Raw genomic sequence first — 18,623 nt, 5'->3', positions numbered from 1 at the left:
ATGCTTTTGAAAATTCGCGTGGCTTATAATCGTAATGAATCAATCACTTCATCAATCCATGGAAGACGCTCCACACATCCGTGTTTTAGATGAGTGGCATGACAAGATTCCTGAAGATCTCTATATTCCTCCTGCTGCATTTGAGATTTTGCTCGAACAGTTTGAAGGTCCACTAGATTTTTTAATTTATCTGATTCAAAAAAACGGTTTTGATTTAATTCACGTCGATATTGCGCCTATAGCAACTCAATATTTAACTTATATGGATAGTATGAAATCCTTAAATATTGAGCTAACCGCTGATTATATGGTGATGGCCGCTTTATTGGCAGATTTAAAATCTCGCCTGCTTTTACCAAAGCCAACAATCATCAGTATTGAAAAAGACCCTAAACAAGAACTTATTGACCGACTTGAAACCTATTTACGTATTAAACAAGCGGCTGAACGTTTGGGTCAAATGCCAATTCTTGAGCGTGATACATTCAGTGCAAATGTGAGCTTAGGTCATATTGCTCCGGTTTATGAAGGCTATGATATTTCAGCATTACATGACGCGTTGTTCTGTGTGTTTAACCGACCAGAACCTATTACGCATGTTGTGGCTCAAGAGCCTGTCTTACTAGAAGAACGCATTGCATATATTGAAGAGAAATTAGAGTCTGGTGACGTGTTAAGTTTTAAAGAATTACTCAATCCCCTGCAAGGTCGCATGGGAATGGTTGTTACATTTATGGCTGTTTTAGAGTTAACCCGACAACAGCGAATTAAAATTATTGCCTCAGGTATTGAAGCTCCGTTAGCAATTCAAGGATCTTCAATATGAGCTTTGAACAAAATAATACGGATTTGTCATTAGCTGACATTCACCACGAAGTCTTATTACAACTTGAAGCTATTATTTTTGCCAGTGAAGCGCCCGTTTCAATTGCCCGTTTAAAAGAAGCATTTAATAATCAATATAATAAACAACAGCTTCGTCAACTTTTACAACAGCTCGCGCTATTACAACATGGCCGATCTATTGAGTTGATTGAAACAGCGCAAGGGTTTCGCTTTCAGGTAAGATCTAAATATCGTAGTATTATTGCTCAAATTTGGCCAGAGCGACCAACAAAACTGTCGCCTTCATTACTAGAAACCCTGGCTGTCATTGCTTATCATCAACCGGTTACCCGCGCTGATATTGAACAAATTCGTGGTGTGTCTAATAATAGTCAGATTCTTAGAACACTATTTGACTGGAACTGGATTAAAGAAGCCGGTTTTAGAGATTTACCCGGAAGACCCGCGTTGCTAATTACAACGCCTCAGTTTCTGAATGCTTTTGGTCTAGCATCGCTAGGCCAATTGCCTCCCCTACAGAACGCCAAGGAAGCCTTTATGGCTCTCGATGCAAATGCACCGAAATCATAAAGAGGTGGACTGTTGATCATTATGTCTAAGGTTGTGCTGTCATGAGTGAAAAATTGCAAAAAGTATTAGCGCGAATCGGATTAGGTTCCCGCCGATATATGGAAGAGGTTATTGCCGCAGGACGCGTGAGTGTAAACGGTCGTGTTGCCCAAGTGGGTGAGCGCATTGAACCAGGCGATGAATTACGCATTGATGGCCGTAAAGTTCAGTTTCAAATTGAAGACGAAATTCGTCGCCGTGTATTGATTTACTATAAGCCAGAAGGCGAAATCTGTTCACGTAATGATCCTGAAAAACGCCCGACTGTATTTGATCATTTGCCACAAATTGCGAATGACCGCTGGGTAATGGTAGGTCGTCTCGATATTAACAGTACTGGTTTATTATTGTTTACAAATGATGGTGAGCTTGCTAACCGCTTAATGCACCCATCAAATGAAGTTGAACGTGAATATGCTGTTCGAGTTATGGGTGAAGTAACACCTAAAATACGCCAAAACATGGTAAATGGTGTAGAACTTGAAGATGGTCCTGCTAAATTTGAATCTTTCTCGGAAATCGGCGGTGAAGGTATTAACCGCTGGTACCAAGTTGTGGTGAAAGAAGGCCGTAACCGTGAGGTTCGTCGTATTTTTGAATCACAAGAACTTAAAGTAAGTCGCTTATTGCGTACGCGCTACGGTACAGTTATTTTACCACGCGAACTACGTACTGGCCGCTGGATGGAACTCGATAAAACTGACATCGATAATCTAGCAAAATCTGTTGAGTTAAAACCACGTCAAGGTACAGGTTTATTTGGTATGGCGAAACGTCGTACTGACCGTATGACTGAAAAGCCAATGGCTGCTCGTCGTGGCGGTTACTTACGCCAACAACGTCGTGATGAAGAAAAAGAAGCTCCGGCTAACACGGGTAACCAACGTAAATCGACTGGTTTTAACCGTGGTTCAAAGAAATTCTAAGATTGAATGATATAAAAAACCGCTCAAATTAGAGCGGTTTTTTTATAACTTTTTAACTTAATTCATTTTTTCCAGTTCAATCCATTCAGCCTCAGGGAAGTGAACTGCTAAATAATCTTTCAGATAATTTGAAGTATCTTGAGAAATTAATGGATCTTTTGATTCATCTTTTAAGTTATAAACCAATGCTTTTAATTTAAGTCCACGAGACTTAAGTGCTTCAAGACTAAGTAAAGTGTGGTTAATACTTCCCAAGCGACCCGAGGTTACTAAAATAACTGGAAATTGGTGCTGAGCGACATAATCAATAGTCAGCAGACTGCTGGTTAATGGCACCATTAAGCCTCCTGCACCTTCTAACAATACGATTTCAAAACGTTCTGCCAATGTTTGGGTCGCATTTTCAATTTTTTGAAAATCAATTTCTCGGTTATCTAGGCGTGTTGCTAGATGAGGCGAAGCAGGATAGCTAAAAATTTCAGGCATAGTGAGCTTGTCATGATCTTCTTGAAACCAGCCCTGACCCATAATTTCACGGTGCTTTTCGATATCTTCAGAAATATCAACATTACCTGTCTGAATGAGTTTTTGGGTAATCACTTTTTTACCCTGCTCAGTCCATAATTTTGCTAAAAATCCTGTTGCGTAAGTTTTACCAATTTCGGTATCAATCCCGCTCACAAAATAGATCTGGCCACTCATTTACTTCACTCTCCGGGCAATACAATAAATCGGATGATATGTTAGGGAATATCCTTCGGCATGCTTAAACCGATCATAATCTTGATAAAATTGTTGTAACGTTTGCTTAGTCCAACGGTGCTGAGCAGTTGCCGTTACACCTGTTGCTTTTAAATGCTGCAACACGGCTTTAGGCGAATCAAAATAGAGTTGAGTTTCTGACTCTGACAAATGAAAAATCTCAAAACCAGCCTGAATTAAGGCACTATTCCAATTTTCAACTGACCAATAACTTAAACCCTGTCCTGTTAGCTCTTTAATTTCTCTTAAATTCTGAGAGCCGAATGTTGAAAAGCATAACCAGCCTTGATCAACCAAAGCCTCATTACTATGCTTAAGCAAAAGCGGCAAATCTTGCATCCACTGTAAAGCTGAACCTGAAACAATCATATCGAGCTGCTGGGGAAACTCTAAAGTTTCAATGTCCCCAATTAACCATTTCAAATTTTCTTGAGAATTAAAGTGCTGCTGCACATCTGCATACAGGTCATTTAAAATTAACTCTTCAATCTGAAAAGATGCGGTAATAAGATGCGTTAAATTGCCAGAACCACAACCGATTTCAAAGACACGTAACATCTTACTCGAGCAAAACTGCTGGAGTAAACTCGTTAAATTTTGGCAAATTTGTTTTTGAACAATTGCATGCTCTGAATAGCTTTGCCCTGCTTTGGCAAAACGCTGGGCAACCAAGTTTTTATTCAAACTCACAGAAAACTCACCAATTCTTCAAGCTCATGTTGCTGTACCATTGACGTTAAAGAAATACGCAAACGCGAACTGTTTTTAGGGACTGTAGGTGGACGTACAGGCATTGCATAAAAACCACTTTCCTGAACGTGTTTCGCTTTATCAATCGCAGCCTGACTCTCTCCAACAATGACAGGAATAATATGGCTGGTCGATGGGCTTACATAACCCTTTTGCACAACAGCTTGTTGAAGATATTGGCTAATATTTTTTAAATGTTCACGCTGAGGTTGAGCAAGTAATACTTTTTGAAAAATAAAGTTTGCCCATGCCATCACAATCGGGGGCTGTGCCGTACTAAAAATAAGTGGGCGCATTTTATTAATGAGATAATCTTTAATAATTGGATCACAAATAATGTAACCACCAACTGCTGCTAATGCTTTACCTAATGTGCCAACTAAAAAATCAATTTCTTGAATGACATTATATTGTTCAGCACACCCCAAACCTTGCTGACCTCGCACACCAATTGAATGTGCTTCATCAACATACAACATGGTTTTAGCAAAATGTTTTTTGAGCTGGACTAATGCAGCTAAATCCGTTTCATCACCATCCATACTAAAAATGCTTTCTGTGACCACAATGATACGTTCAATCTTTTCATCATCATGATATTTTTGGAGAAGTTGTTCCAAATGCTGTAAATCGTTATGTCTATAACGCACATATTGCGCACCAGATAAACGGATCCCGTCAATCATGCTCGCATGGACTAACTTATCTGCCAAAATTAAAGTTTTGCTATCAGCAACAGCAGGCAAAATACCAATATTCATGTGATAGCCACTATTAAATAGCAGAGCCGACCGACCACCAAATGCTTGGCTTAGGCTATTTTCTAATTGTTCATATTCTTCAAAATTGCCCGTTAATAAACGTGAAGATGACGAACTAAAATAGCTTCTTTCTAGTGGATAGTTATCTAGAAATTCTTGGCGAAGATTGATATCAGCCGCCAACCCAAGATAATCATTTGAAGCCAAGTTAAGCATCGTTTTATTTTGAATCGTAATAAAACGGTCATGCTGCACATTTTGAGTAAAGTGTCTGAAGTTACCTTGTTGTTTTAACTCATCTAACTCGGCAGCAAAATGATTGAGCAATGACATCTTAATACGCTCCCTGCATCGTTTGCACAACCTCAACCAATTGTTCTAGCAAATCACTTAGCTCTTGTTGAGTGATGACATACGGTGGCATCACATAAACCAGTTTGCCAAAAGGACGAATCCAGATATCACGGTCTACAAATTGTTGTTGTAAAGTTTTCATATCGACATTAAAGGTAAGTTCTACGACACCAATTGCACCCAACACTCGTACATCAGCAACATAATCAAGCTGACTTAAAGGCGTTAAATATTGGCTAAGCTGCTGCTCAATTCGCTTAATATTCGCTTGCCAATCTTGCTCAATTAATAATTGCGTACTTCTCAAGGCAACAGCGCAAGCAAGCGGATTGGCCATAAAAGTTGGACCGTGCATAAATACCCCAGCCTCACCGCGACTAATGGTTTCTGCAACATGCTTTGTGGTTAAGGTAGCAGATAAGGTCATATAGCCGCCTGTTAAGCCTTTACCTATACACATAATGTCTGGCTCAACTTGGGCATGCTCCCACGCAAAGAGCTTACCAGTACGACCAAAACCAGTGGCAATTTCATCGAAAATTAAAAGCAGGTTATATTTTTCACAAAGCACTTTGGCCTGACGTAAATATTCAGGATGATAAAAACGCATGCCCCCTGCGCCTTGTACAATTGGTTCAATAATCAGTGCAGCAAGATTTTCATGATTTTGCTGAATAGCTTGCTCTAGCTCAGCAATATCTTCTTGGTTCCACTCTTGATGAAATTTGGTTTGCGGTGCTGCTACAAAAAGACGGTTTGGCAAACTTGTACCAAAAATCTGATGCATGCCTGTTACTGGATCACAGACAGACATCGCATTCCATGTATCACCGTGATAACCAGAGCGCGTAGTAATAAAATTTGTTTTTTGTGGTTGGCCTTGTGCTGTCCAAAATTGCACAGCCATTTTCAAAGCAACTTCAACGGCAACCGACCCTGAATCTGCATAAAAAATCTTATCGAGACTTGGGGGTGTAATTTTTAAAAGAATTTTACCAAGTTCAATTGCAGGATCATGGGTTAGCCCACCAAACATGATATGGGACATGTTCTGTAATTGATCTGTCACTGCCTGATTGAGTTCAGGGTGGTTATAGCCATGAATTGCACACCACCAAGAGGACATACCGTCAATTAAAGTTTTACCATCATCTAGTTCAATCGTTGCCCCATAGGCACGTTTCACTTTAAATGTGGGTAAAGGTTGGGTCATTGAAGTATAAGGATGCCAAATATGTTCTAAATCAAAATTATCGGTCATCCTATTTACCCTTTTACAGCAATTAAATCTCTCATTTAGCACATGTTAAACCTGTTAAGAATGAAAGAAAATTGCGAGATCAATCAAAGCTTATTAACTTTGCTGATGAATTGTTAAAAATTGGCAGATTTCTTCAATTGTTCGGTCTACTTCGAGGTATGGAAAAGCATGAGTAGCGCCTTTTAGCACTTTATAACTCATGTTTTCTGTCACGATTTCCTCAAATTTTTCGATAATTTTGCAAGGAATGACATTATCTTGCTCAGCAAAGAGGTGAAGTTGTCGGCCAGAATAGTTTTTTAAGTTATCTACCAAGTTTAGTTGTTCAAGCATTTGCAAACCTTCTATTAAAAGTTCATTTGAAGGCGGGCTTGCTATATTTTGTACGCTTATCCAATCTTGTTTAGCTTGGGTTGAGCCAAGTGTAATCAAATAATAAAAGCGCTTTAAAATGGCTTGCGGGTTCTGTAAAAAAAACGCTTTAAATTGACTAAATACATCAGTAGGCATTGCTGTTTGCCAATTGTGATTGGCAACGAAACAAGGGTTTGAAGCGAGCGTAATTAAAGTTTTTGTTTGCCCTGTTTGCTTGTAAAAAATATCAACCAGTTGAGTGGCTAACTGTCCACCTAAAGACCAGCCTATTACCACATCAACTTCATCCACTAAATCAAGCTGCGCTTGAAAGTTACACTCTAAAACATTAAAAATATTAATAAGTTGAGTTTCAAAACCCTCTTTTTCCAAATGCAATTTTAGAGATTGCAAAGGTTCCACGCCTACTCCCCAACCCGTAATTAATAAAATTTTATTTTGTAACTTCATATGCCTATCCAAAGCCGATTTTATAAAGATTATATAATAATATTGATTTAAAATATCCTTTAAAATCAATATTAAAAACAATTTACAAGTCACAAAATCAAGTATTTATAATACATTAATATTCTGAAATATATTGATAAATAAGACCTGCATTATTCATATTAAATATACAAAACTTTAATTAACTAAACATTGAAGCCAATCAAAAAACAACATACTCCACACTTCGCCTATAAATCCATTATGCAATGTAATTAATGTTAATACTTATGTTTTTTTATTAAAAGAAATGACTCATCAATTCATTTTAATGTTAGAAGAATAATTATTGATCAAAAAATATTGGGAAGGCTAATATGAAAAGTCAAAATACAATATCTGATGGGAGAGAAAAAGATACATATTTTGTTACACCCAATCATATTATAATTAATTTATCTTTAGATAAAAATTATTGTTTATTTTTGGATATTGATGGGACATTAGCACCCTTTCAAATTAATCCTGAGCATAGTTTTATTCCAAACACCACACTTGAAATTATAAAAAAAATTATTCAATTAAATATACCTGTTATTGCTGTAACAGGTCGTGATGTCAATACAGCTAGTAAACTCTTATATCCTATTAAAGTTCCAATTGCGGGCTTGCATGGTTTAGATATTTGTCTTAATTCAGCTCATTATATTCGGCCAGATTTAAGTCAGATTAATTTTAAACAATTAAAACAAGATATTCAAAAATCTTGCGAAAAATATCCCGAGTTATTAATTGAGGACAAAGGTTATTCTATTGCTTTACATTATCGTAAAAAACCAGATTTAGAAAATCACGCTATTAATATTATGCAACAGATTAGCTCTGATTATCCTCAATTAAAATTAAATAAGGGGAAATTTGTTATTGAATTAATTCCTCATCAAGCTGATAAAGGTAAAGCAATTAAAACCATATTAAATCATCTTAATTTACCTTCTGTTTTACCCATTTTTATAGGCGATGATTTAACGGATGAATCTGGTTTTGTATTTATTAATCAACAATCTGGTCTCACGATTAAAGTGGGTTGTGGTGAAACACAAGCTGAATATAGATTAAAAGATATTGATAGTGTCGCGAATTTTCTTTTTTTATTTCAAAACAGAATAAAAAGCTTATATGTCAAAAATAGCCAAAATCAGAATGGAGAAAAAATATGTCTAAATTAATCGTATTATCGAACCGGATAAGTATGCCCTCAGGTAAAGCTTCAGCTGGTGGCCTCGCCGTGGCTGTACAAGATGCTTTGAATGATAGTAATGGCATTTGGTTAGGCTGGAATGGTCAGCAAATTACCGATAGCGAAGCGCCAGAGTTTGAACAAGCCTCTTCTCAAGGGATTGATTACATTACCTGCCCTCTTACTCATCAACAATATGCGCAATATTACTGTGGTTTTGCAAATAAGGTTCTCTGGCCAGCAATGCATAGTCGCGAAGATCTAATTGAATATGATGCGCAAGAATATAGCACTTACCAAAAGGTCAACCGTTTGTTTGCTGAAAAGTTAAAACAGCTTGCTCAACCTGAAGATCTTATTTGGATACACGATTATCACTTTTTTAGTGTAGCGCGTTACTGCCGTGAATTAGGCATGCAAAATAAAATTGGTTTCTTTTTACATATACCATTTGCTAGTCTCAATATCTGGCGCAAAATTCCAGTGGGCCGAGAATTAATTCAAGACTTGAGTCAATATGATGTTATTGGTTTACAAACCCAAATCGATCAAAATGCATGTATGCAGACTTGTCTAAACTTACTCGAAGCTCAGAAAATACAAAGTAACAGTATTAGCTACAAGAAACGTCAAATATTAATTAAGTCATACCCAATTGGTGTTCAGCCCGAAATTATACAAAAGCAAGCCCAACAAGATTTGGCGACCTCTTCTGTGTTTAATTTTGAGGAAATACCACGTCAAAAAACAATTATTGGGGTTGATCGTATTGACTATTCGAAAGGTTTGCTCGAAAGATTTAATGCATTTGCAACCTTTTTGGAAACCAGTCCTGAATATCATGGTCTAGTTCGTCATCTTCAAGTTGCAATACCTTCTCGTACCGATATTCCAGCTTATCAGCGTTTATTCCAACGTTTTAAAACTAAGCTCGAGTTAATTAACGAAGAGTTTGCCCATGAAGACTGGCGACCGGTAGATTGCTGCTATGACACGGTTCAACACCATAATCTTATGCACATTTATCGCCATTCAGATATTTGCTGGATCAGTTCACTACGCGATGGTATGAACTTGGTCGCTAAAGAATATATTGCAGCCCAAGACCCAGAAAATCCGGGCGTACTCATTTTATCTAAATATGCTGGTGCTGCTGAGCAGATGTCTCAAGCCTTGATTGTTGATCCGCAAGATAGAGCAGCGATGATGGATGCTTTAAAAATGGCTTTAGAAATGTCTAAAACTGAGCGTATTAATCGTTACCAGCAATTGATAGAAGGTTTAACATCATCTGATCTTACCCATTGGCGAAATAATTTCTTGGATGATTTAGAAAAGACTCCAACTCTACTGACGAAGCCTCAGCGATTATTACAAGATAATTATCAATCGATCTATCAAGTTTTATAAATCTAAAAAAGAACATCGAGAAATTTAATTTCTCGATGTTCGCTAGAGAGTATCTATTATTTATAAATTAATTTGTCTTTATTAATGTAAAACGGTTAAGTAAAGCAATGACAAATAGCAATACAGCTACGCCTGTTAAAACAGTACTTAAACCTGTCCATTCACCAATTAAACCAATTAAAGCTGGGCCGCTTAATGAACCTGTATAGGCAATCGTTGATACTAAGGAAAGTGCAGCTGCTTTTGGCATATTGTTTTGTCGACCAACCCGAGAAAACATCACTGGCACAATATTAGAACAGCCTAGTCCTAACAGTGCATAGCCTAATATAACCACTTGCCAGACTGGCGCAGTCACAATAATAGCCATACCAATCGCAGCCCCAATTGCACTATAAGTTACAATATTCTTTTCGCCCCATTGCTTAAGCAAGACATGACCTGCAAAACGTCCAGTGGTCATGCTAAGTGCAAAGAAAGTATATGCGAGACCAGCAAAAGCAGGGTTAAGCTGATATTTACTTGTTAAATAAATACCACCCCAGTCCATTGCCGCACCTTCAGATAAGAAGGCAATAAAACACATCATACCAATAAGCAAAATAATGCCATCGGGACGATAGAATTTTTTCGGTGCTTGCGTTGTATCTTCATGTGGCTGTTCATCCTGTTCAAAAGACGTTAAACAAGATGGAATCGCAACACCACCAATAACAAGTAAAATCATAACAACTGATAATGTACTCATTAATGGAGAAAGCCCTACTGCCAATAGTGCTGTCACAAGCATAGCGCCTGTTAAGCCACCCAAACTACACATTCCATGGAAGCTAGACATAAGAGCTCGCAAGCTATGCTTTTCTACAACCACTGCTTGTAAATTGATGGCCACTCCAAGACATCCTGCTGCCGATCCAAAGACAAACAATGCTACAGCCATGGTCACAATGCTGCTCCACATCGTAAGACTAGGCAATAAGACCATTAACAGCATCAATGCTAAAGCAATTAATGGACGACATCCCCAGCGCTTGACTAAAGCACCTGTCGCAGGCATAGCAATCATTGAGCCAATACCCATACACAGCAAAAGTAAACCAAAATCGGCATGATTTAAGTTTAAACGCTGCTGCGCAAAAGGAATAAGAGGTGCCCAAGCTGCGGTCGCAAAACCTAAGCTAAAAAAGCTTAGTCGTGTTGCAAGACGCTGTGTGCTTAAGAGAGTAGCTGTGTCTAAAACAGCAGGTTTGGTAAATAACATATTTCGCGAACTCACCATAAAATCATTGGCGATCCATACCAACCGATTTCCCATAGAAAAACCCTTGCCTCATTAAATTTCTAGGCAAGGGTTTTGTTGGCGAAATTATATCCAATTCCATAAAAAAAACAGGGGGTGTGATACAATTTTTCTGACTTTTTTGTAACTGCCAAAGCCTTATATAGTAAGGCTTTGAATATGTTCAATTTGACAAAATTAACATTTAAGCGATGAGTTAGTTTTATTAAAATAAGCCCATAAAAAACCCAGCTTAAGCTGGGTTTTTTTATTAAATTTGAGATTGAATATAGTTTTGTAAGCCAATCAACTCAATTAAACGTAATTGCTTTTCTAACCAGTATGTATGGTCTTCTTCAGTATCTGATAATTGTTGACGTAACATATCACGGCTAATGTAATCGCCCTTCTCTTCACAAAGTTTGATCCCAGTCGCTAACTTTTCACGAACATGATATTCAAGCGCCAAATCAGCTTTTAAACAAGATACAACGTCTGTACCAACGTTGATATCTTCACGGTGCATGTTTGGTTTAGCACCTAAAAATAATACACGGCGAATGATCGCATCAGCATGAGAAGCTTCTTCTTGCATCTCATGATCAATACGTTCATAAATTTTATTTAAGCCCCAATCTTCATACATACGAGAATGGATTAGATATTGATCACGGGCAGCCAATTCTCCGCCAATGAGCATATTTAAATAGTCTATGACTTCTGGATTGCCACGCATAATAAATCTCCTATCGTATGAGAACTATTATGGGCAATCTTAAAAATGATTGCAAAATAAAAAATAGTTAAGTTTATGATTTTTATCAAATTAAAATGAGAAACATACGCATTTGCAGTTTAAGTTATTTAAATTTCCTGTGCAAAAAGAAACGCTTGTCTGATTTATAAGTTCAAACAAGCGTTAAAATATAACTTAAACCATCAATTTATAAATTTGTAACTAAAATCAATGGTTCTTATTTCGGTAGACCTATTCGCTTAAAGTCTGCCCGTAGCTCGCCATAAGTGATAAGAAATCAGTCTCATTCATAACAGCAATACCAAGTTTTGCTGCTTTTTCTAATTTCGAACCAGCCTTCTCGCCCGCAACCACACATTTAGTTTTGCTTGATACACTACCGCTTACACGCGCACCTAATGCTTGTAGCATTTGAGTCGCCTGATCACGGGTCATTTGCTCTAATGTGCCTGTTAACACCCAGCTTTCGCCATTTAATGGCTGGCGTGTTGGTGCAGTCGGTGCATCCCAATGAATTCCTGCTGCAATTAAGCGATCAAGCACTTCAATGTTGTGCGGTGCCAAGAAAAAGTCAGCAATCCACTCTGCGGTAATATCACCAACATCTGGGGTTTTCTTTAAAGCTTCAATATCCGCAGCTTTAAGCGCTTCTAAAGTTTGGAAAGTATTGGCCAACATTCTAGCTGTTGTTTCACCCACCCCACGAATACCTAAAGCATAAATAAAACGAGCAAGCGTTGTCTTCTTACTGGCTTCAATGGCATCAATCAGATTTTGTACCGATTTCTCACCCATTTTTTCAATACCGAGTAAAGTCTCTCGGTGCTCATGCAAATGGTAAATGTCGGCAACATCTTTAAGTAAATCGAGATGCAATAAAGACTCTACCCAGCGGTCGCCCAGACCTTCAATATCGAGAGCTTTACGTGATACAAAATGGCGAATCGCTTCAATTCGCTGTGCAGCACAATAAAGTCCACCAGAACAACGTGCTAAAGCTTCTCCTTCAGGCATAACTACAGGAGAAGCACAAACAGGACAACTTTCAGGTAAATGTACAATTTCAGCGTCAGGTGAACGGAATTCTGGCCAAACTTTTTCTACTTTAGGAATAACATCGCCCGTACGATAAACGCTAACCGTATCGCCAACACGCACATCTAGACGATGGATTTCACCAATGTTGTGTAAAGTTACGTTGGAAACCGTTACTCCCCCTACAAATACAGGGTTTAAACGCGCTACAGGAGTCAAAGTACCTGTACGCCCTACTTGCCAATCAATCTGATCAACTGTAGTTAATGCAGCTTGTGCAGGGAATTTATAAGCCGTTGCCCAACGTGGCTCACGACTTAAGAAACCAAGTTGTTGTTGTTGTTTTAGGTCATCAACCTTTACGACCATTCCATCAATTTCAACTTGTAGATCTGGACGTTCTTGTTGGATTTGTTCATAACGCTGCTGTACTTCTTGAATCGAATTACACAGATATTGACGCTCAGCAATTTCAAAGCCAAGTTGTGTGAGCCATTGTAGGCTGTCGTGCATGGTGGTTAAGCTATGATTTGGTTCGCACTGGGCAATACCATACGCATAAAACGCTAAAGGTCTACTAGCAGCAATATTCGGGTCAAGCTGTCTTAAACTACCTGCTGCGGCATTACGTGGGTTCGCAAACGTTTTCTCACCTTTTGCTTCCTGATCGGCATTAAGTTTTTCAAAGCCAGACTTTGGCATGAGCACTTCACCGCGGACTTCAAGCAAACGTGGAATTTCAAAATGATCTGAATGCAACACTTTAGGCAAGTTACGAATCGTTTTGACATTTTGAGTAATGTCTTCTCCAGTTTCGCCGTCACCACGTGTAACACCACGTGTTAACACACCGTTTTCATACCAAAGCGAAATCGCAAGACCATCAAGTTTTAATTCTACTTCGTACTGTACTTTTTGGTTAGGCAAACGCTCTTCAACACGGCGAGCAAATGCAAATAAGTCTTCCTGATTAAAAACATTCCCCAAAGAAAGCATCGGAACGACATGAGTCACGCTTTGAAATTTAGAGAGTGCTTGGCCGCCTACCTTTGTCGTTGGAGAATCTGATTGAACCTGATCAGGATATTGCTCTTCTAAAGCTTTTAACTGGTGAAATAAATGATCATATTCACTGTCCGAGATTGTCGGCTGATCCATCACATAATAGGCGTGGTTATGCTTTGCAATCAGTTGAATAAGCTGACGCATCTGTTCGATCACGGAAGTTGTTGCCATTATGTTATTCACCATAAAAAAGGGTGGAAATTTCTCCACCCTGAGCTGCGACTAGATATATTGCAATTATCGCAACGAACGTAAAAAATTAAAACTAGGCAGTCGCATGTGCCGGACGATAATCAATCACATGATGACGCCAGTGCTCTTTTAACTGCGGTGTAAATTCAAGATTATTTTCATCATAAACTTTGCCATCAATTTCACGAGCAATTAAACCAGCAATACTTGCCATCATGTCAAAACCAGTTACGGCTTTACTGTTTGGAAGCGCAAGGAAAAATGCCAGCCCTTGAACTTGTTCACTAGACAAGGTTTCAAGATCAAACCCAGCTGGTCCATTATCTGTCATACGTAGTACTGAAAACATCAGTACGCTCGGCTCATCCGTATTTTCATAACGATGGAAACATGACATTTCGCCATAACGTAAACCGTATTTTAACAATACTTTAAGTGCTTTATCGCCAGACAACGCGCGACGCGGGTTCGGATAAACATTAAGTGCAATAATCTGTTCAGCCATCGCTAATGCGCTTTCATCATCATAGCGTTGCTGTTCATGCAAATGTACATCCAGAATATTACTCTCGCCTTCAAATTCAGCAATTTCGGCAGTTTCAATATTTGGGTTTAGACTCAACTCAGGCTCAGTTTTTTCACTTTCAGATTTCAAGTTTTCTTCTGATAAAGCTTCAATTTCTGATTTAACAGAAACCGTATCAACTAACTCAGCTGAACTGTCTGTGTTAATGGTAGAGCTTGCTACAGTTTCTTCAGATTGAATTTCTTCTTCTATTACAGAAGTATTTTCAACAGAAGTTTGAGTTTGCTCAGATGAAGTCGTTGGAGCAGACTCTGTAACGAATGTCTTTGCTTGAGCTGTTTCACTAACTTGCGGCTCTACCGATTCATTTAAGGTCGGCTCTACTCGCGCTGCCACAGCCTCTACTTCAGGTTGCTCAAGCTGATTTCGCACGTGACGAGGTATAACTGGTTGATTACTATCAGGATTAATATGCAAATCACTATCTAATGAGGGTTCAGCATGGTTTGGCTTTTTTAAAATCATTTTTAAGCCAATTAGCATAATAATAATGGCGACAACGATGCCAATAATCGTATTGATTTCCATTCTATGACTCCGAAACTAACCCGTATTCTTTTGCCTGTTCTAAATCGACAGTGACTAATTTTGATGTACCCGGTTCAGGCATGGTCACACCCAACAAATCAGTTGCCATGGTCATCGCCAGCTTATTATGTGTAATGTAAATGAATTGTACATGTTCAGAAAGCTCTTTTACCAAATTACAATATCTCTGAACATTCGCATCATCAAGTGGTGCGTCCACTTCATCTAATACACAGAACGGTGCCGGATTTAATCTAAAAATCGCAAATACTAATGCTAACGCTGTTAATGCCTTTTCTCCACCGGAAAGTAATGCGAGAGAACTATTTTTCTTACCCGGTGGTCTTGCCATCAGTTTAACACCAGATTGCCAGTCATCTTCAAGGCTTAAACTCGCTTCACCACCATTAAAGACCTTTGGAAACAGATTTTGCAACTCTTGATTAATTTGATCAAACGTTGTCATAAACAACTTACGGGTTTCCTGATCAATGCTTTTCATCGCATCTTTCAGTTGAGTTACCGTATTTTCCAAATCTTGGATCTGGTGACTCAACTCATCAAAACGCTGAGAAACCTCTTCAAATTCTTGTGAAGCAGCAAGGTTCACCGCTCCGATTTTTTCAAACTGTTTCTGTACTTTTTCCAGTTTTTGCTGGTGCTCAGTTAAATCGATTTGTAAGCCATTTTGGACTTCGGCATTTAGCTCTTTAAGCTGATCTTGGTAATGTTCACGATCTGACTTAGCCGCTTGCCATGCCAAACGCTTCTCTTCAAGCTGTTCTCTGAGTTGTTCATCTTTTTGTTGATATTGATGACGCTGCTCTGTCAGGGTTTGTTGTTTTTCCTGCACACTATTGAGTTCAAGCTGCCATTCATTCCAGTTCTTTTGCAACTTTTCAGTTTGAGCAAATTGTTGCTGAAACTCCGACTCAAGATTTGGTAACTCTAACTGAATAGGGTCAACAAATTTTTTCGCTTGTTCCATTTGAGCATTAATTTGCTGATATTGACTCTGTAAGAACGAGATATCTTTTTCAAGCAACTCAATTTGTTGAGTGGTTTGCGTACTACTACGGCGTAAAATCTCACGTTCTTGTTGCTGATGCTGTAGAGCTTGTTGCTGTTCTTCTAACTGCTCCGTTAACTCTTCTACCCGAAATTGCATAGTTTTATAATCAGGTAAAATAGTTTCAAGTTTGATTGCTAGAGCATGCAAATCAATTTCCAGATCGTCTTTTTGCATTGCATCTTCTTCAAGCTGCATGTCTAGCTGAGCTAACTGATCTTTCAATTGTTGTTTTTGCAGTAAAAATGCTTGTGCTGCGGTTTGCTGTTTAGCAATTTGCACATCAAGCTGTTGTAAGTCTTTTTGTTTTTGTTTAACAACTTGCTGTTTCTGCTGCAAGTCAGACTGCAACTGCCCTAGTTTATCTTTTTGCTGAACTAAAATTTGATCTAATGCTTGTAATTCAGGTTGTTGCTTTTCAAGGGCTTGTTCAATTTCATCTAGACGAATGCGATGGCTCAGCATACCTTGTGCACTTTGACTTTCATCATCATACATAAGGGCAATCACCCAATCCTGCCCGACATGATAACCATCTAAAGTCAAAATAGACTGACCATGTTGTAGTTGCTTTTGCTCATTTAAAGCAACTGTCAAATCTTGTGCAATCGCTACATTCGAAAAGATTGATAGTTGCGGAGATGCAATCCAGTCATTTAAACAGGCTAAATTACCTTTAAATTGACTTGTTTGCTCTGAAGGTTTTAACTGACGAGCAATTCCTTCCTGAAAGACTTGTTCAGTTTCAAGAATATGAGCTTGTAACCATTTTGCTAAAAACTTTTCGACAATCTGTGCATGTGGCTTGCCTTGCTCTGTTAATTGTAAAGCCTGCATTAAACGTAGTGCATCTTGATGTTGCTTTGGACTTTGTTTAGCAACAAGCTGACTTAAGTTTTTCTGCTCAGATAATAAAACCTGTATTTCTGTTTTTAGCGTTTGTTGTTGATTTTTGGTTGTCTGATGCACTTGTTGAGCTTGTTCAATCAGTTGCACATACTGCTCAATTTCAGACTCTAACGTCGAGATTTCACGACGTAATTGCTGCTGTAATTGCTCAAATTCACCCTGCTCATCTTCATGAACATGCGATTGAATCTGACTTGCTTGATGTTGCAACGTTTCTTTTTGCTGTTCAATGCGTTGAACATTTTTGCCTAACTGCTCAATTTGAGCAGACATTTGCATTTTTTGCTGCTGTTGTTTTTCAACCTGAGCTTTTACTTGTTCAAACTGTTGCTGTGCTTGTTTTTGCTGAGATTGTAAATCAGCAAAGTTTTGTTCAGCTTCCGTTGCAGTATGCTCAATTCCAGTTAATGATTCAGTTTGTTCATCTAACTGATTATTCAGTGTTTCAAGTTGCAATTCTGAAAGTTGTAAACGTTCTTTAGTTTGGAATTTTTGCTGTTCTAACTGAACGAGAGTCATACTATTTTGCTGGTATAAACTCTGTTTTTGTTCCAGAGTCATTTTCAGTTCAGATAGTTTTTTCTCAGCTTGTTGCCATTCTTGTTGTAGTGGTGAAGATTGCTGAATGAGGCGCTGAAATAAAGCACTGGTTGCTTCTAAATCATGTTCAATCGTACTTAACTCTGAGCGAACCAATTTAAAAGTTTCACCCAGTTCATTCATTTGAACTGTATATTCTTCTTGTAAGCGTACGCTTTTATCTGCCTGAAAAGACAGAATTTCAATTTTCAGGGTCCGAATCTGGCTTTCCAGAGTTTTATATTGAACCGCTGCTTCTGATTGACGTTTAAGCGTCTTCAGCTGTGATTTTAACTCAAGGGCAATATCTTCTAAACGTGAAAGATTTTGCTCAGTATGTTCAAGATGTTGCAAAGTCTCACGTCGGCGAGCTTGATAGCGTGAGACACCTGCTGCCTCTTCAATAAAGATACGCATTTCTTCAGGTTTGGCATCAACCAGACGGTTAATCATGCCTTGTTCAATCACTGCATACGAACGCGGCCCCAACCCTGTTCCCAAGAAAATATCGGTAATATCACGACGGCGGCAACGTGTGCCATTTAAGAAATATTCGGACTTACCTTCACGCGTGACCTGACGACGAACGGCCAATTCATTATAAGCATTATAAGATCCGCCCAATTTGCCATAGGTATTATCAAAACGTAACTCAACACTCGCTATGCCCACTGGCTTACGCTTGGATGTTCCTGTGAAAATAACATCTTGCATGCTACCACCACGCAGCTGACGAGCATTTGATTCACCCATCACCCAACGAATGGCATCAATTACATTTGATTTGCCACAACCATTTGGACCAACCACTGCTGTGCGGTTCGCCTTAAAATTTAAAGTTGTACTATCTGCAAAAGATTTAAAGCCTGAAAGTTTTAAACTGCTTAAACGCATAATGCCC

At 38.5% G+C, this 18,623-nt stretch carries 15 protein-coding genes; 5 read left to right on the top strand and 10 right to left on the bottom strand.

Features of this window, described 5'->3' with window-relative positions; all coding sequences use genetic code 11:
- The first annotated feature begins 34 nt into the window (after nt 1–34).
- From ACS604_RS16330 to rluB, 3 genes are read left to right on the top strand one after another with little or no spacing between them, the layout of a single operon-like run.
- Entirely contained in the window at nt 35–826 is a 792-nt protein-coding gene (locus ACS604_RS16330; RefSeq protein ID WP_034590956.1) for a segregation and condensation protein A, read from the top strand.
- Nucleotides 823–1,416 carry an SMC-Scp complex subunit ScpB gene (gene scpB / locus ACS604_RS16325; protein WP_004794223.1) on the top strand — a complete coding sequence of 198 codons (594 nt, stop codon included), beginning with the start codon at nt 823–825 and terminating at the stop codon, nt 1,414–1,416. Before ACS604_RS16330 ends, scpB begins: the two co-directional genes overlap by 4 nt.
- Nucleotides 1,417–1,457: 41 nt before the next feature.
- On the top strand, nt 1,458–2,381 hold the full coding sequence (gene rluB / locus ACS604_RS16320) for a 23S rRNA pseudouridine(2605) synthase RluB (RefSeq protein WP_004794225.1): 924 nt from the start codon (nt 1,458–1,460) through the stop codon (nt 2,379–2,381).
- Nucleotides 2,382–2,438: 57 nt separating this feature from the next.
- Here rluB and bioD read toward each other — a convergent pair whose 3' ends face one another.
- The 5 genes from bioD to ACS604_RS16295 form a co-directional block, all read right to left on the bottom strand.
- Complete coding sequence (gene bioD, locus ACS604_RS16315) at nt 2,439–3,083, bottom strand: dethiobiotin synthase (RefSeq protein WP_174766001.1); 645 nt, start codon at nt 3,081–3,083, stop codon at nt 2,439–2,441.
- Nucleotides 3,084–3,833, bottom strand: a complete 750-nt coding sequence (gene bioC / locus ACS604_RS16310) for a malonyl-ACP O-methyltransferase BioC (protein ID WP_174766000.1) — start codon at nt 3,831–3,833, stop codon at nt 3,084–3,086. It abuts the gene before it with no gap.
- Entirely contained in the window at nt 3,830–4,987 is a 1,158-nt protein-coding gene (locus ACS604_RS16305) for an 8-amino-7-oxononanoate synthase (RefSeq protein WP_174765999.1), read from the bottom strand. Before ACS604_RS16305 ends, bioC begins: the two co-directional genes overlap by 4 nt.
- Before the next feature lies 1 nt (nt 4,988).
- Complete coding sequence (bioA, locus tag ACS604_RS16300; protein WP_474772265.1) at nt 4,989–6,269, bottom strand: adenosylmethionine--8-amino-7-oxononanoate transaminase; 1,281 nt, start codon at nt 6,267–6,269, stop codon at nt 4,989–4,991.
- Between the two features lie 93 nt (nt 6,270–6,362).
- Nucleotides 6,363–7,094, bottom strand: a complete 732-nt coding sequence (locus ACS604_RS16295) for an alpha/beta hydrolase family protein (RefSeq protein WP_474772264.1) — start codon at nt 7,092–7,094, stop codon at nt 6,363–6,365.
- Nucleotides 7,095–7,450: 356 nt separating this feature from the next.
- Here ACS604_RS16295 and otsB point away from each other — a divergent pair, with 356 nt between their 5' ends.
- Together otsB and ACS604_RS16285 are read left to right on the top strand one after the other, a co-directional pair.
- Complete coding sequence (otsB, locus tag ACS604_RS16290; protein WP_474772262.1) at nt 7,451–8,302, top strand: trehalose-phosphatase; 852 nt, start codon at nt 7,451–7,453, stop codon at nt 8,300–8,302.
- Nucleotides 8,290–9,723, top strand: coding sequence for an alpha,alpha-trehalose-phosphate synthase (UDP-forming) (locus ACS604_RS16285; RefSeq protein ID WP_474772260.1), 1,434 nt, complete (start codon nt 8,290–8,292; stop codon nt 9,721–9,723). Before otsB ends, ACS604_RS16285 begins: the two co-directional genes overlap by 13 nt.
- Nucleotides 9,724–9,790: 67 nt before the next feature.
- Here the strand turns inward: ACS604_RS16285 and ACS604_RS16280 are convergent, their stop codons facing one another.
- From ACS604_RS16280 to smc, 5 genes are all read right to left on the bottom strand, one after another.
- On the bottom strand, nt 9,791–10,984 hold the full coding sequence (locus ACS604_RS16280; protein WP_474772291.1) for an MFS transporter: 1,194 nt from the start codon (nt 10,982–10,984) through the stop codon (nt 9,791–9,793).
- 289 nt (nt 10,985–11,273) lie between these two features.
- Complete coding sequence (gene ftn / locus ACS604_RS16275; RefSeq protein ID WP_001214863.1) at nt 11,274–11,738, bottom strand: heteropolymeric bacterioferritin subunit Ftn; 465 nt, start codon at nt 11,736–11,738, stop codon at nt 11,274–11,276.
- 252 nt (nt 11,739–11,990) lie between these two features.
- Nucleotides 11,991–14,030, bottom strand: a complete 2,040-nt coding sequence (gene ligA / locus ACS604_RS16270; RefSeq protein ID WP_151989099.1) for an NAD-dependent DNA ligase LigA — start codon at nt 14,028–14,030, stop codon at nt 11,991–11,993.
- 94 nt (nt 14,031–14,124) lie between these two features.
- The gene (locus ACS604_RS16265; protein ID WP_174728036.1) at nt 14,125–15,165 is read right to left on the bottom strand and encodes a cell division protein ZipA C-terminal FtsZ-binding domain-containing protein; all 1,041 of its coding nucleotides are present in this window, start codon (nt 15,163–15,165) and stop codon (nt 14,125–14,127) included.
- A 1-nt stretch (nt 15,166) separates the two neighbouring features.
- Nucleotides 15,167–18,616 (bottom strand): chromosome segregation protein SMC, encoded by a 3,450-nt coding sequence (gene smc, locus ACS604_RS16260; protein WP_474772256.1) that lies wholly within the window; start codon nt 18,614–18,616, stop codon nt 15,167–15,169.
- Nucleotides 18,617–18,623 lie beyond the last annotated feature (7 nt).

The sequence above is a fragment of the Acinetobacter sp. Li1LvA2 genome, from assembly GCF_056156705.1.
Note: the sequence above shows the minus strand (reverse complement) of the source record. Positions and strands in the feature narration are given on the sequence as shown.